Source organism: Flavobacterium sp. CFS9 (assembly GCF_041154745.1).
Classification (GTDB): Bacteria; Bacteroidota; Bacteroidia; order Flavobacteriales; family Flavobacteriaceae; genus Flavobacterium.
In genome coordinates this window covers 2,571,548-2,586,097 of sequence record NZ_AP031573.1, presented here as the reverse complement: position 1 = coordinate 2,586,097, position 14,550 = coordinate 2,571,548, and the positions used below count along the sequence as shown (strand labels likewise).

The following is a 14,550-nucleotide window of genomic DNA, read 5'->3' as shown; positions in this document are numbered from 1 at the left end:
ATGACTTATCCCTGATTACAAAACTGCAAATTCGCCCTCTCACATCAAACATTATTTATCTTTTTTTTAGAATCTAAAACCTGAATAATCTCTTCCTTAACCAGCTTTAAATCCGCATTAAAAACAGCATTACTATAAAGACACCTCACAACAGCCTCTCCCATTTCTCTTCCTTTAACCACATCACTATACCAGTGCACATTACAAACAACGCGGCTCTCACCAAAATCATGTCCACCTTTAAGAATCAACTCTTTCTTATCCGGAAAAAGCTCACTTAACACCAGAGCCCACGCCCACCCTACAGCAGCATGACCAGAAGGGAAAGCCCCAACTTTGCGCAAAATTTCTTCCTGATCGGGAGTACAGACTTTTTTCCCGTTCACCATAAAGGGCCGCTCACGATTATAAAAATTCTTGGCCGTATAGGTCGATAATCCTGCATCTGTCATCACCCGGCGCATCAAATGGTACAATTTTGGCGTAAGCAAATCACTAATATCAATCGCTACAATAGGTTCAAATGATTTCACCGCGTTAGGAAAAGACAAATTTGCATCGTTTACGGCCTGCAAAAAAACGAATCTGATCCTTAGACTTTGACATCTTTCTGACATACTCTAAATCGAATCCAAAAGCTTCCGATTCAGGTTTGTGCAGAGGAGTTAACAACACCAGGCTATTTGGCATTTCCTCATCAGAAAGATACCCTTCCAATAATCCAGGCATTACTACTCTGAGCTCTTCAACATTTGTAAACTTAGGTATAGCGCTAGCCCTAATACTAAATCTTTTACCAAAAAGTTCAGCAATCCTATAAAACATCTTTAGTTTCATACAAAATGAGCAATTGTTTAAACTTCACCTTCTTATACAAACGAAAAATAATCTTACAAAGAAAATCAATTATCCTCACTCAAAAAAGAAAAATCAAATAACAGCTTCTTGGTTCCAGGCACTAATTTTAATTCCACAAGCATCTTACCGCAATTATTCACTCAAAGCAAGTTCGTTTTACTCCAAAAAAAAATCCCAACTTTAGTCAGGATTTTAAAATTCAATATCAATAAATAGCAGATCAAAAAATACATTTAATTCACCACCTTAATTCCATCCGCCATAAATCGAATTTCTTCTTTCGGCTTGGTTATCGCATCAATTTCAGCTTTCGATTTTTTAGCATCTTTTGCATAATGCTTCAACTCATCGACAGAGGTAATTTTTTTCTCAGCTGTACCTTCCAAAACAACATTTTTACCTTTTAAGGCCGTTGGCACAAAAAAAGCATAATCTTTCATTTTTACAAAAAACGGAGAACCATCCTCTGTTTTAACCGTAACCCAGCATCCTTTCTTCGGACAAACATCGGTCACCACTCCTTTCACCGATATATTTTCAGCTTTATTAGTCGTTTTTAAGTCGTTTTTCAACTTCTCAACCGTGATCGCTTTGCTTTCTGAAATTTTCGAAACATCAGCACCATAATGATCTCCCACTATAGCATTTCCTGCCGGAGGAGCACTTTTTTCAACTGCTTCCTGCGAAAAAGACGCTGAAGAAAAACTCACAAAAAGAACGATTGCATATATAAATTTTCTCATAATTAATTTTTTTTTCAATCAAAAATAGCATTAAAATTGAAATAAACGAAAATAATAATCAACCTTCATTTTTTAAACACTACAAACTTCGTTCAAATATTCCCACAAAAAAAAGCCCCAACTCTCGCTGGGACTTTTGATATAAGTATTGACTATTATTTCAATTTCTTTTTGATTGCTACTTCGTGGTAAGCCTCAATAACATCTCTTTCTTCGATATCATTGTAACCTTTGATCTGAATACCACAATCGTATCCTTTAGTAACTTCTTTAACATCATCTTTGAAACGTTTCAATGCTACAAGTTCTCCTGTATGCACCACTACTCCGTCTCTGATTACTCTAATTTTAGAAGTTCTCATAATCTTACCATCCATCACCATACAACCAGCGATTGAACCCACTTTAGAAATTTTGAAAATCTCACGAATTTCAGCAGTTCCTAAAATTTCTTCTTTCATCTCAGGAGCCAACATTCCTTCCATTGCATCTTTTAAGTCATCGATTGCAGCATAGATAATAGAGTAGTAACGGATATCAATTTCTTCTTTATCCGCAAGCTGTCTCGCATTTCCTGCAGGACGAACGTTAAATCCGATAATAATCGCATCAGAAGCAGAAGCCAACATAACGTCAGTTTCCGTAATTGCTCCAACACCTTTATGAATGATATTAATTTGAATTTCTTCTGTAGATAATTTAGAGAACGAATCTGATAATGCTTCAACAGATCCATCAACGTCTCCTTTAAGGATTACGTTCAATTCTTTAAACTGACCAAGAGCAATACGACGTCCAATCTCATCAAGTGTAATGTGACGTTGTGTACGTACTGATTGTTCACGCATTAATTGAGAACGCTTAGAAGCAATTTGTTTCGCTTCTTTTTCGTCTTCAAAAACGTTAAACTTATCACCCGCAGTTGCAGCTCCGTCAAGACCTAAAACAGATACCGGAGTTGAAGGACCTGCTTCTTTAACAACATGTCCACGTTCGTCATGCATTGCCTTAACTTTTCCATGGTGTTTACCAGCCAGCATATAATCCCCAACTTTTAATGTACCTTGCTGTACCAAAATTGTTGACACATATCCTTTTCCTTTATCAAGGAATGCCTCTACAACAGTTCCCTGAGCAGCTTTATTTGGATTTGCTTTTAAATCTAAAATTTCCGCTTCTAATAAAACTTTTTCCAACAATTCTTTCACACCCAATCCTGTTTTTGCAGAAATATCATGCGATTGAATTTTTCCTCCCCAGTCCTCAACAAGTAAATTCATACCTGCCAGTCTTTCTTTAATTTTATCCGGATTAGCATTTGGCTTATCCACTTTATTGATCGCGAAAATAATTGGCACATTAGCCGCTTGTGCGTGACTAATCGCCTCTTTTGTTTGTGGCATGATATCATCATCCGCCGCAATTACAATGATAGCAATATCAGTAACCTGAGCTCCACGTGCACGCATCGCGGTAAACGCCTCGTGACCTGGTGTATCTAAAAATGCAATTTTCTGTCCGTTATCTAAAGTTACTCCATATGCTCCAATGTGTTGTGTAATACCTCCCGACTCCCCAGCGATAACATTTTCTTTACGGATATAATCCAGCAAAGATGTCTTACCGTGGTCAACGTGCCCCATTACCGTAACAATTGGCGCTCTCGTTACTAAATCTTCTTCTTTATCCTCAACAACCTCGATTGCTTCTTCGATATCAACAGTGATAAACTCCACTTCGTAACCAAATTCATCCGCTACGATTGTTAAAGTTTCAGCATCCAGACGCTGGTTCATGGTAACCATGATACCAAGAGACATACAGGTTCCAATTACTTTTGTAATCGGCACGTCCATCATGATTGCAATTTCACCTACCGTAACAAACTCCGTAACCTTAATGGTTTTACTTCCTTCGTCAAGTGCTCTTTGCTCATCATCCGATTTCTGACGGTGCGTTTCTCTTTTATCTCTTCTGTATTTAGCAGCTTTAGATTTTCCACCTTTACCCTGAAGTTTTTCAAGAGTCTCTCTAATTTGGTTTTTTACTTCCTCTTCAGTTGGCTCTACTTTTGCTACAATTGCAGGACGGTTTCCTTTAACAAAACCTGGCCTTGCACTTCTGTTTGCATTAAAACCTCCTCCACCGGTATTTGGTGTAATTTTATTAGGATTTGGAGTTCCCGGCGCATTACCTGTTACAGGTTTTGGCGCACCCGGAGTTCCCGGCTTAGGAGCGATTCTTTTTCGCTTGTTTTTATTAGCGTTATTTCCGGCTCCCGGAGCTCCCGGTTTATTAGGAGTTATCTTTGGATCTTCCTTCTTTTTCTTAGGCTTATTGAATTGAGACAAGTCAATGGTCTGCCCGGTAAGAGTAGTTCCTGATAATTTTTGATATTGTGTAGTAATCGTTTCTTCAGAAGTTGTAGGATCAGTTGAAATAATCGGTTCCTGTGCTACTTTTGAAGACTCAGCTTTTACTTCTTTTTTCTCTGTAATAATAGGGTTTTCTACCTTTTTCTCTTCAGAAACTACAGGAGCAACTACCGGCTCTGGCTGTACAATTTCTTTTTGAACAGGTTTTTCTGGTTGAGTTGGAGTAACAACTGCTTTTGGCTCTTCGGTTTTAGCCGGTTCCTCAGAAGGAGTAGAAACAACTGCAGGTTTCTTCGGGTTTAAATCAATTTTACCTACTTGAACAGGCCCTGTTACAACCGCTCTCGCTTTTATAACTTCCTGTTGTTTTTGGCGTTCTTCGTCTTGTCTGCGTTTGTCTTCAATTTCTTTCTCACGTTCAACACGTAATGCTTCTTTCTCTTTTCTTTTCTCTTCTCCTACTTCTTTAGAAGCTTCCTTATTCCCCTTATCGCCCGCAAATTGGCTTTGTAGGATATTAAATTCGCTATCAGAAATTTTTGCATTTGGATTTGCATCAATAGCAATTCCCTTATCTTTTAGATAATCAACAGCTCTTTCTAACGAAATATTTAATTCCCTTAAAACCTTGTTTATTCTTATTACTCTCTCTTCAGACATATAACCTTTTTATTATTACCTTTTTCGTTGTGTTGTTAGAGCAGACAACTAACTGTCAAACTCTTCTTTTAGTATTTTCATAACATCAAGAATAGTTTCCTCTTCTAAATCTGTTCTTCTTACTAAATCTTCTACTTCCTGCTTCAGAATACTTTTTGCTGTATCCAAACCAATTTTAGCAAATTCTTCGATTACCCAGCCTTCGATTTCATCTGAGAATTCTGTTAATTCTACGTCATCTTCATCTGCTGTTGCTCCTGCAACATCTCCTTCACGAATAACGTCTAACTCGTAACCTGTTAACTGACCTGCTAATTTAATATTGTGACCTCCTCTACCAATTGCTTTAGAAACTTCTTCTAATTTCAAGAAAACTTCAGCTCTTTTGTTTTCTTCGTCAATTTTGATAGATGAAACTTTTGCCGGGCTTAAAGCTCTTGTAATAAACAATTGAATATTGTTTGTATAATTAATTACATCAATATTCTCATTTCCTAATTCACGAACGATTCCATGAATACGAGATCCTTTCATCCCCACACAAGCTCCAACAGGGTCAATTCTGTCATCATAAGAATCTACCGCTACTTTTGCTTTTTCTCCAGGAATACGTACTACATTTTTAACTGTAATCAAACCGTCGAATACTTCAGGAATTTCCTGTTCAAATAATTTCTCCAAAAACTTCTCAGAAGTTCTTGACATAATAATTTGAGGTTTGTTCCCTTTTAATTCAACGCTTTCAATAATTCCACGAACGTTATCTCCTTTACGGAAAAAGTCAGATGGAATTTGTTTTTCTTTTGGAAGCACAATCTCATTTCCTTCATCATCGACCAAAATTACAACTCTTGGACGTACATGGTGCACTTCGGCAGTATAAATATCACCGATAATATCTTTAAACTGCTTGTAAAGATTGGTATTATCGTGTTCGTGAATTTTAGATATTAAGTTTTGACGCAAAGCCAAAATAGCTCTTCTTCCTAAATCAATCAATTTCACCTCTTCAGAAACCTCTTCACCGATTTCAAAATCAGCTTCAATCATTCTTGCTTCCGTCAAAGTAATCTCTTCATTTTCAAAATCCAGATCTTCATCAGCAACAATTACTCTTCTTCTCCAGATCTCCATATCTCCTTTATCAGGATTTATGATGATGTCAAAGTTATCATCAGAACCGTATTTTTTCTTTAATGCATTTCTAAACACGTCCTCTAAAATTGCCATAAGCGTTACACGATCAATAAGTTTATTATCTTTAAACTCTGAGAATGAATCGATTAATGCTAAATTTTCCATGCGAATTCTTTAATTAAAATGTTACTGTAACAATTGCCTCTTTAATTTCTGTATAAGGTATTTGTTGCTCTTTTTGAACTGTTTCTTTTCCTTTTCCTACTTTTTTCGGTTCTCTTGCTTTCCAAGACAAAATTATAAAAACATCGTTAGCTTCCACCAATTCTGCCTCAATTTTTTCAGTATTTGTAGTAACAATCAACGTTCTACCAATATTTTTAATGTATTGTCTTGTCATTTTCAAAGGCGACCCTACTCCAACAGATGCTACTTCAAGCGAAAAATCCTGTTCTTCACGATCCAGATTATTCTCGATTGCACGACTTATATCAATACAATCCTGCAGCGCCACTCCATTATCACCATCTAAACCAACACTAATCTTAAAAGAGTCTGACACAGCCAGATCAATCAAAAAGATCGATGGCTTCTCCAGAAGAGCTTCTGTAATTAATCCGTTTACTTTTTCTTTAAATGTCATAATTTTATAAAAAGAGGGGACACTTAGTCCCCTCATTATTTAGATTTTAATAAATAACGGTGCAAATATAGTGTTTTTTTTATAAATCAAAATAAATAGATTAACCTAAAAATATTTCTTATCTTTATAAAAGCATCAAAACGATCGATTTTTTAACTATTCAAGCCCTAAAACACCATGAAAAGAATCCTAGTACCTACCGACTTCTCCGAACATGCAGAGGACGCTTTAAAAGTTGCCTCACAAATTGCAAAGAAAAACAATGCTGAGATCATCATTTTACACATGCTCGAATTACCCAGCCAGATGAACGATGCCATTTTAGGAGGCGCAAGCATTCCCGAAACAATGCTTTTCATGAAAAAAGCCAACGAGATGCTGGATCAGGTTTCTTCAAGACCCTATCTGGACGGAATTTCGATTACGGAAATTGTAAAAATAGACAAACCCATTCACGGCATCACCCAGGTAAGCAAAGAATACGAAATCGATTTGATCGTAATGGGATCACACGGATCGTCAGGCATGGAAGAACTATTAATAGGATCAAATACAGAAAAAGTAGTTCGAAATTCTGAAATCCCAGTTCTAGTAATAAAAAAAGACACTACAAATTTCAACACCTCTACTATTGTTTTTGCGTCAGATTTCTCAGAAGAAACCAAGGAACCTTTCAAAAGATTCCTAAAACTCGCCAGTGTTTTTGATTCCAAAATACACCTAGTCACCATCTGCACCCCAAACAGTTTTAAACCAACTCATGAATTGCAGAAAACAATAGACACCTTCGCAACCGAATTCAACTTAACCAATTACTCTGCTCATATTTACAACGACACCAACATCGAAAAAGGAATCATCAACTTCTCCAACAGCATCAATGCCGACATCATAGGAATGTGTACACACGGAAGAACCGGCTTTGCTCATTTTTTCAATGGCAGCATCAGCGAGGGATTAGTCAATCATGCTATCAGACCGATACTTACTTTTAAAATTTAGAAAAAATACAGCGCAAAAAAAAAGCCTCTCAATTGAGAGGCTTCTTATTGTTGGTCTACTAGGACTCGAACCTAGAAAGACGGCACCAAAAACCGTAGTGTTACCATTACACCATAGACCAGCAGTGCGATTAAGCGAGTGCAAAATTAAAACTTTTTTTAGTTTACACAAGCTTTTTCTCAACAAAAATGTCAATATTTCAGAATTAACAAATCATAACACCACCCCCTTGGCACTCTCACCCCTTTTCTCCAATCCTAAAACCTCTCACAAACCTCACAAAACCAATCACTAACCCCAAAAACAAACAAAGCACAAATTTTTTGTTTTTTTTCTTCACACACTCCAGTATTTTTTTCCTCTCAACAAACACTTATCGTAATAACATCCATACATAAAGACCAAAAATCAAGAAAATCACAAATGAAATTTCAGAAACTTCAGCCACATCCTCCCCTTTTTTCGGCAAACACACGCAACACTTGGAACACCAGAAACACTACTAACAAAACAACAAACACTCACTTCAAACATCATAAAAACAAAAAAAAAGAGAAAGTTTCACAACGCAAAACTTTCTCTTTTTATTTTCAAACATTTTTGAACTTAAAAATTCAACAACGTTTCTTTTTTTTTCACAAAACTAGACAAGTACGGCAAGTAATTGCTGAACAGTTACACCTAGAATTCGTGCTACCTCCCATATTGTCTTACCCTCATTCAGCAAGGCTAAAGCATCACTCAAAAGCCCCCCACCTTTTACTTGTTTCATTTGAGTAGAATCCAACTCTGTAAAATTCATTTCTTTAATAGTTTTCATAATTTTAATTTTTTAGAATTATTAATTAGCTATAACAAAAAAACTTATTCTACCATCAAATATACGTAAAAAAACTTACAAACAACAATCATTATGTACTATATTTTTCACTTTTAAACCCAAACACACTTAACCAACCACTATCTCGTCAACACAAAAAGCCTTAAAACCTATTAAAACCCTAATACTAACCGAAACATCAGCGCATAAAAAAAGCCTCTCGAATGAGAGGCTTCTTACGTTGGTCTACTAGGACTCGAACCTAGAAAGACGGCACCAAAAACCGTAGTGTTACCATTACACCATAGACCAGCAGTGCGATTAAGCGAGTGCAAATTTAAAGCTTTATTTAGTTTCTGCAAACTTTTTGAGCAAAAAAAATCATTTTTTATTGTTTTTTTCTCTTTAAAATCGCTAGCAAAAACACAAGTATTTCACAAACAATAACTTAATCCAGCCAAATACTTTTGTAGAATTTTTTGTTAATGCTCGTTTCTTTCCATAAAAAAACATTTTCTTTGTAGGATATAAAAAATACAAAATTTTAACACCTGAATATGGCACAATTCAATTTCAATAAATGGAATACTATTATTGGTTGGTTTGCATTTGCAATCGCTTTAATTACTTACACATTAACTGTTGAACCCACGATGAGTTTCTGGGACTGCGGAGAATATATTGCCACTGCCGCAAAACTGGAAGTAGGACACCCGCCGGGAGCTCCTTTATTTCAAATGATGGGTGCTTTTTTCGCAATGTTTGCGACAGATGCACAACACGTTGCTTTAATGGTTAATATGATGTCCGTTTTTTCAAGTGCCTTTACCATTCTATTTATGTTCTGGTCTTCTTCTATGATTTTGAAAAAACTAGTAGGACGTTTTGCCGAAATTGACCAAAACAATTCAATTGTTATTTTAGGAAGTTCTTTTGTTGGAGCTCTTGCCTACACTTTCTCAGACAGTTTTTGGTTCAATGCTGTTGAAGCGGAAGTTTATGCCATGGCCTCCCTTTTAATCGCTTTACTTTTCTGGCTTGGTTTACGCTGGGAACAGGACATGGACAAACCAAAAGGAAACAAATGGTTATTGATCATTTCTCTTGTTATCGGACTTTCGTTTGGAGTTCACTTTATGGCCTTATTAACCATTCCTTCTATTGGTTTTCTATATTACTTTAAACATTACGAAAAAGTTACCATCAAAAACTTTCTTATTGCCAATGTTGTTGTAATTGGTGTGCTGCTTTTCATTTTCAAACTGCTTTTACCTTTAACAATGGAAGCCTTTGCAGATACTGAAGTTTTCATGGTAAATAGTTTTGGATTACCTTTTAACTCGGGAACCATATTCGTGACACTGATTCTAATTGCTTTCTTCTATTTTGGGCTAAAATACACGAAACAAAAAGGATTAATTTTCTACAATACAATCATCCTTTGCATTCTCTTTATCCTTATTGGATTCTCTACTTGGATCATGCTTCCTGTACGTGCCAATGCCAATACTGTAATCAACGAAAATAAACCTTCGGATGCTGCCGAAGTACTGGCGTACTATAATCGTGAGCAATATGGAGTAAATCCTCTTTTTTACGGTCCTCAGTACACTGAATATTTCGCAGGTCTTGATGCAAAAAATCCGTATTCAGACAAAGCACCAAACTACGAAAGAGATTACAAAACAGGTAAATACATCATTACCAATAATTTCAAAAACGCTCAGCAAAACTCTGACGACAACCAAAAAACGATTCTTCCAAGAATGTGGAGCACCGAAATGGGACACATTCAAAACTATATCAACTTTACGACTCCGCCTAACTTCAGAATAAACCCAAATTATGACTACGAGCAGGATTTAGGAAAATACGGAATTGATGCCAGTCAGTTAACCGAGGAAGAATACAACAAAGCTACAGCACAATTGCGAAATGAAGTTGAAAAAACAGTTTCAGAATTCAGAAAAGCTTATGCTCAAAAACAGATTGATAACGAAGGTTATGTGAAATTCTTAAAAAGCTATGGTGATTACCTGATTATCGAAAAACCATCTGCTGTGGACAACTTTAGCTTCATGTTTGAATATCAATTCGGATACATGTACTGGAGATATTTGATGTGGAATTTCGTTGGGCGTCAAAGTGATGTTCAGGGGAAATACGACAATATTGACGGAAACTGGATCAGCGGAATCAAAGCTCTTGATTCTTTACACCTTGGCTCACAAGACAACTTACCCTCTGATGTCACCAACAATAAAGGAAGAAATGTGTATTACTTCCTGCCATTTATTCTTGGGCTTATCGGATTAATGTACCATGCTAATAAGGACTTAAAAAGTTTTTATGTACTATTGGCTCTGTTCTTATTTACCGGAATTGCCTTAAAAATATACTTAAACGAAAGACCTTTTGAGCCTCGTGAAAGAGATTATGCATTGGTAGGATCTTTTTATGTGTTTGCCATCTGGATTGGTTTTGGTGTTTATTCACTTTATGAAAGCATTCAAAAATATATCGCTCCTAAAATTGCCGGTCCAATTATTATTGCCGGAAGTTTGTTAGCTGCACCGGTTTTAATGGCTTCTCAAAACTGGGACGATCACGACAGATCGGGAAGATATACTGCAGTTGCAATGGCAAAAGCATACTTAAACTCATGTGATAAAAATGCTATTTTATTTACTATTGGAGATAACGACACCTTCCCGCTTTGGTACGCTCAGGAAATTGAGGGCATCAGAACCGATGTCAAGATAGTAAACACCAGCTTGTTCATGACCGACTGGTACATTGATCAAATGAAAGCGAAAGCCTACGAATCTGATCCGTTACCGATATCTTTTACTCACGATGAATATGTGGGAGATAAATTGGACTATGTAGCTCATATTCCTAAAATTGACACGCGCTGGAACATCAAAGATTTTATTGATTTCATCAAAAATCCAAAATCAACTGTAGGTTTACAAAACGGACAAACGATCCATTTTTACCCTACAAACAAAATCAGAGTTCCTATTGACAAAAATGCGATTATCAAAAACAAAGTAGTTAATCCAAAATACAACGACTCTATTGTTCCATATATGGATATCGACATCAAAGGAAGCGCTTTATACAAAAACCGTTTAATGATGCTGGACATTCTTGCGAACAATAATTGGAAAAGACCAATTTATTTTAGCGGAGGAGCTTTTGACGATGAAGATTACTTATGGCTGAAAAACTATCTGCAATTAGACGGAATGGTTTACAAATTGGTACCTATTAAAAATGTACCTTCAAAAGACGGAGGACCTATGGACATGGGACAAATGGATGCAGATAAATCATACGATATCGTAATGAAATGGGATTGGGGTAATAGCAATGGTAATATTTATCACGATCCTGAAACCAGAAGAAACAGTATTACCTACCGTACTAACTTATCCCGTTTGATGGATCAGTTAATTACTGAAGGCAAAACCGATAAGGCTAAAAAAGTGATCGAACTGGCAATGACAAAAATGCCGGTAGATAAATTTGGCTACTATTCATTGGTAGAACCTTTTGCAGGAGGATATTACAAAGTAGGAGAAACTGCCAAAGCGCACGATTTACTAAACCAACTGGTTCAGAAATACAAAGAAGAACTAAACTATTATGCTACTCTTAGTCCGGGTGACCAAACTGACTTAGCGATTGACATTATTACCGACATCGAACGCTACAGAAGTCTATTACAAGTGATGAAAGAAAACAACGATCTTACTTTCTATGAAAAACACAAAGTAACGTTTAACACCTATGTAAATGTCTTTGAACGTTTTGGAAGAGAAAAAGAATAATAAGATACAAAAAACATAGCAATTAAAAAAATGCAGCGCCGCTTGATTAGTAGCGCTGCATTTTTTAATTTTACATATCTGTAAACCAAAACAAAATGAGCTTTTATTGGGTAAAAACTAATTCATTCATCAAAAAGGTGTTTTCTAAATATTGTTGGGACATTCCGAACAACGAAAAGAAAATATACCTCACCTTTGATGATGGCCCAACTCCCGAGATTACAGACTGGGTGCTGTCTGAATTGAAAAAATTTGATGCAAAAGCCACTTTCTTCTGTATTGGAAAAAATATAAAAGCGAACCTTTCTTTGTTTGAAAAACTAATCAAAGAAGGACATTCCATTGGCAACCATACCATGAATCATGTTAATGGCTGGAAAAGTCATACGGATGATTATATTAAAAATGTACAAAATTGTGCTGCCGTTCTGGAAGAGGAAAAAACATGCAACCTTATCTTTCGTCCGCCTTATGGAAAAATCAAAAAGGCACAGTCCAGAATCCTTCGAAAATTAGGGTATAAAATTATCATGTGGGATGTTTTAAGCGCCGATTTCGATCAGAGCATCACTCCTGAGAAATGTCTTGAAAACGTAACAAAAAATGTAAAATCGGGAAGCGTAATTGTATTCCACGACAGTATAAAAGCCTCGCCAAATTTAAAATTCGCCCTGCCTAAAACCTTACACTTTTTAAAAGAAAATGGGTATACATTTGATATTATTCACTAAATAATATCCTTAAGAAGTAGTATTCTATAAATTAAATTGTTCCTGAACAATTCCTATAATTGTATTCGCATCTAGTTCGCCGGATTGTCTCCAAATCATCTGTCCTTCTTTATAAATCATTAAAGTAGGAAGTCCCTTAATACGCAGTGCTTCTGCTAATTCCTGATTTTTATCCACATCAATTTTGATCACCTTGGCTTTATCGCCAAGTGCAGCCGCAACATCCTTAATTACAGGATGCATTGATACAGATGATTCGTTCCAATCGGTGTAAAAATCAATCAACACCGGAACTTGAGCATTTATAAGTTCTCCAAATTTTGACATAAAACCAAAAATTTAATTCTTTTTTAATCTTTTAAAAAGAGGTAATTATATACAAATGTAGCATTTTTAACGAATTAAGCCACATTGTTCCCTTTTTTTAGTTCAATCACGGTTATTTCGGGCATAATCCCTACACGCCCCGGATAAGCATGAAAACCAAATCCCCGATTTACATAAACGTATCGACTTACATTTTCATATAAGCCTGCCCATTGTTTGTAAATATACTGAGCCAGACTCCATTTAAAATAACCCGGTATTTCTATCCCAAATTGCATGCCATGTGTGTGACCTGACAAGGTTAAATGAAAATTTTTCGGATGATCTTTAATTACGTATTCCCAATGTGTCGGATCATGACTCATGACCACTTTAAAATCGTCCTGAGACACATTCTGCGAGGCTTTATCTATATCTCCGTACTTTGCAAAATTCTTTCCCCAGTTTTCGACACCAATCAGTGCAATTTTGTCATCTCCTTTTTGAATGTATCGGTGTTCGTTTAACAGAAGTTCGAATCCAATTTGTCCATAAAGACTCTTAATTTCTTCAAAATTTTCCTTTTTATCTTTTTCGGAAGGCCAGGTTACATATTCACCATAATCATGGTTTCCTAAAACAGAAAATTTCCCGTATTTGTAGTTTTTTATTCTCTTAAAAGTCTCCAGCCAGGGATGCATTTCTTTAGCATGTGTATTGACGATATCACCCGTAAACAAAATCAAATCAGATTCCTGGGCGTTAATCAGATCTATAGCATAATTTATTTTATCCGGATTGTCAAAACTGCCGCTGTGAACGTCTGATATCTGAGTAATTCTGAAACCATCAAAAGCATCCGGAAGGTCCGGAAAAAAGACAGTCTGTTTGATTACTTTAAAATTATATTTCCCCTCAAATATCCCATAAATTAAGGAAAGAAACGGAATTGCTGCCAATCCCATACCAATTTGACTGATGAATTTTCGTCTTGACGGAATTGCCTCGGAACCATTTGAATTGTAGACAAAATAATTTACTATACCAGCTCCTAATCTATAAATATCTTCTCCAAACATGATAAGTGTGAGAACAATTTTTGGTACATAAACGAGCAGCATTAAACCGGTCGTAAACATAAACTGTCTGGTTTGTCCGACAGAGCGATCAACCTGCGAAAAGGAATAGACGATAAAAATTAAAAGCAGCACGCTTATAACCTGATACCCTACCAACACCCATCTTAATTTAATCAAAGTGCGAAAGGTCTGATAGGAATAGAACTCAATAAATAAAAGAAGAGCACATAAAATTACAAAACGAAGAATCATTTATTTTTAGTTTTAAGCAAAGTAACAAAGAATGAAAATCTTATAGCTTTTTATTATCAAAAATTTAACGCTGTTAATAACAAAAAGCTGACAGATTACTCTATCAGC

Annotated in this window: 12 protein-coding genes and 2 tRNA genes; 3 read left to right on the top strand and 11 right to left on the bottom strand. The window is 36.0% G+C overall.

What is annotated here, in order from left to right:
• Positions 1 to 44: 44 nt before the first annotated feature.
• The 6 genes from ACAM30_RS11260 to rimP form a co-directional block, all read right to left on the bottom strand.
• On the bottom strand, positions 45 to 551 hold the full coding sequence (locus ACAM30_RS11260) for a phosphatase PAP2 family protein (protein WP_369618573.1): 507 nt from the start codon (positions 549 to 551) through the stop codon (positions 45 to 47).
• Positions 538 to 837 (bottom strand): hypothetical protein, encoded by a 300-nt coding sequence (locus tag ACAM30_RS11255; protein WP_369618572.1) that lies wholly within the window; start codon positions 835 to 837, stop codon positions 538 to 540. The genes ACAM30_RS11260 and ACAM30_RS11255 overlap by 14 nt, the downstream gene beginning before the upstream one ends.
• A 254-nt stretch (positions 838 to 1,091) precedes the next feature.
• Positions 1,092 to 1,601: a DUF4920 domain-containing protein gene (locus ACAM30_RS11250; RefSeq protein WP_369618571.1), complete on the bottom strand. Its 510-nt coding sequence runs from the start codon at positions 1,599 to 1,601 to the stop codon at positions 1,092 to 1,094.
• Positions 1,602 to 1,756: 155 nt separating this feature from the next.
• Positions 1,757 to 4,636 carry a translation initiation factor IF-2 gene (gene infB, locus ACAM30_RS11245; protein ID WP_369618570.1) on the bottom strand — a complete coding sequence of 960 codons (2,880 nt, stop codon included), beginning with the start codon at positions 4,634 to 4,636 and terminating at the stop codon, positions 1,757 to 1,759.
• Between the two features lie 48 nt (positions 4,637 to 4,684).
• A complete protein-coding gene (nusA, locus tag ACAM30_RS11240) occupies positions 4,685 to 5,938 on the bottom strand; it encodes a transcription termination factor NusA (protein ID WP_017498147.1) in 1,254 nt (417 codons plus the stop codon).
• 13 nt (positions 5,939 to 5,951) lie between these two features.
• Complete coding sequence (gene rimP / locus ACAM30_RS11235) at positions 5,952 to 6,416, bottom strand: ribosome assembly cofactor RimP (RefSeq protein ID WP_017498146.1); 465 nt, start codon at positions 6,414 to 6,416, stop codon at positions 5,952 to 5,954.
• A gap of 177 nt (positions 6,417 to 6,593) precedes the next feature.
• Here rimP and ACAM30_RS11230 point away from each other — a divergent pair, with 177 nt between their 5' ends.
• Entirely contained in the window at positions 6,594 to 7,418 is an 825-nt protein-coding gene (locus ACAM30_RS11230) for a universal stress protein (RefSeq protein ID WP_369618569.1), read from the top strand.
• 50 nt (positions 7,419 to 7,468) lie between these two features.
• Here the strand turns inward: ACAM30_RS11230 and ACAM30_RS11225 are convergent.
• From ACAM30_RS11225 to ACAM30_RS11215, 3 genes are all read right to left on the bottom strand, one after another.
• A tRNA-Gln gene (locus tag ACAM30_RS11225) sits at positions 7,469 to 7,539 on the bottom strand.
• A 522-nt stretch (positions 7,540 to 8,061) separates the two neighbouring features.
• Entirely contained in the window at positions 8,062 to 8,238 is a 177-nt protein-coding gene (locus ACAM30_RS11220) for a hypothetical protein (protein WP_017498143.1), read from the bottom strand.
• 241 nt (positions 8,239 to 8,479) lie between these two features.
• Positions 8,480 to 8,550, bottom strand: a tRNA-Gln gene (locus ACAM30_RS11215).
• A 245-nt stretch (positions 8,551 to 8,795) separates the two neighbouring features.
• Here ACAM30_RS11215 and ACAM30_RS11210 point away from each other — a divergent pair.
• A complete protein-coding gene (locus ACAM30_RS11210; RefSeq protein ID WP_369618568.1) occupies positions 8,796 to 12,074 on the top strand; it encodes a DUF2723 domain-containing protein in 3,279 nt (1,092 codons plus the stop codon).
• 95 nt (positions 12,075 to 12,169) lie between these two features.
• Positions 12,170 to 12,805: a polysaccharide deacetylase family protein gene (locus ACAM30_RS11205; protein ID WP_369618567.1), complete on the top strand. Its 636-nt coding sequence runs from the start codon at positions 12,170 to 12,172 to the stop codon at positions 12,803 to 12,805.
• Positions 12,806 to 12,829: 24 nt separating this feature from the next.
• Here the strand turns inward: ACAM30_RS11205 and ACAM30_RS11200 are convergent, their stop codons facing one another.
• Positions 12,830 to 13,132, bottom strand: coding sequence for a co-chaperone YbbN (locus ACAM30_RS11200; RefSeq protein ID WP_068844990.1), 303 nt, complete (start codon positions 13,130 to 13,132; stop codon positions 12,830 to 12,832).
• A 74-nt stretch (positions 13,133 to 13,206) separates the two neighbouring features.
• Positions 13,207 to 14,442, bottom strand: coding sequence for a metallophosphoesterase (locus ACAM30_RS11195; protein WP_369618566.1), 1,236 nt, complete (start codon positions 14,440 to 14,442; stop codon positions 13,207 to 13,209).
• Positions 14,443 to 14,550 lie beyond the last annotated feature (108 nt).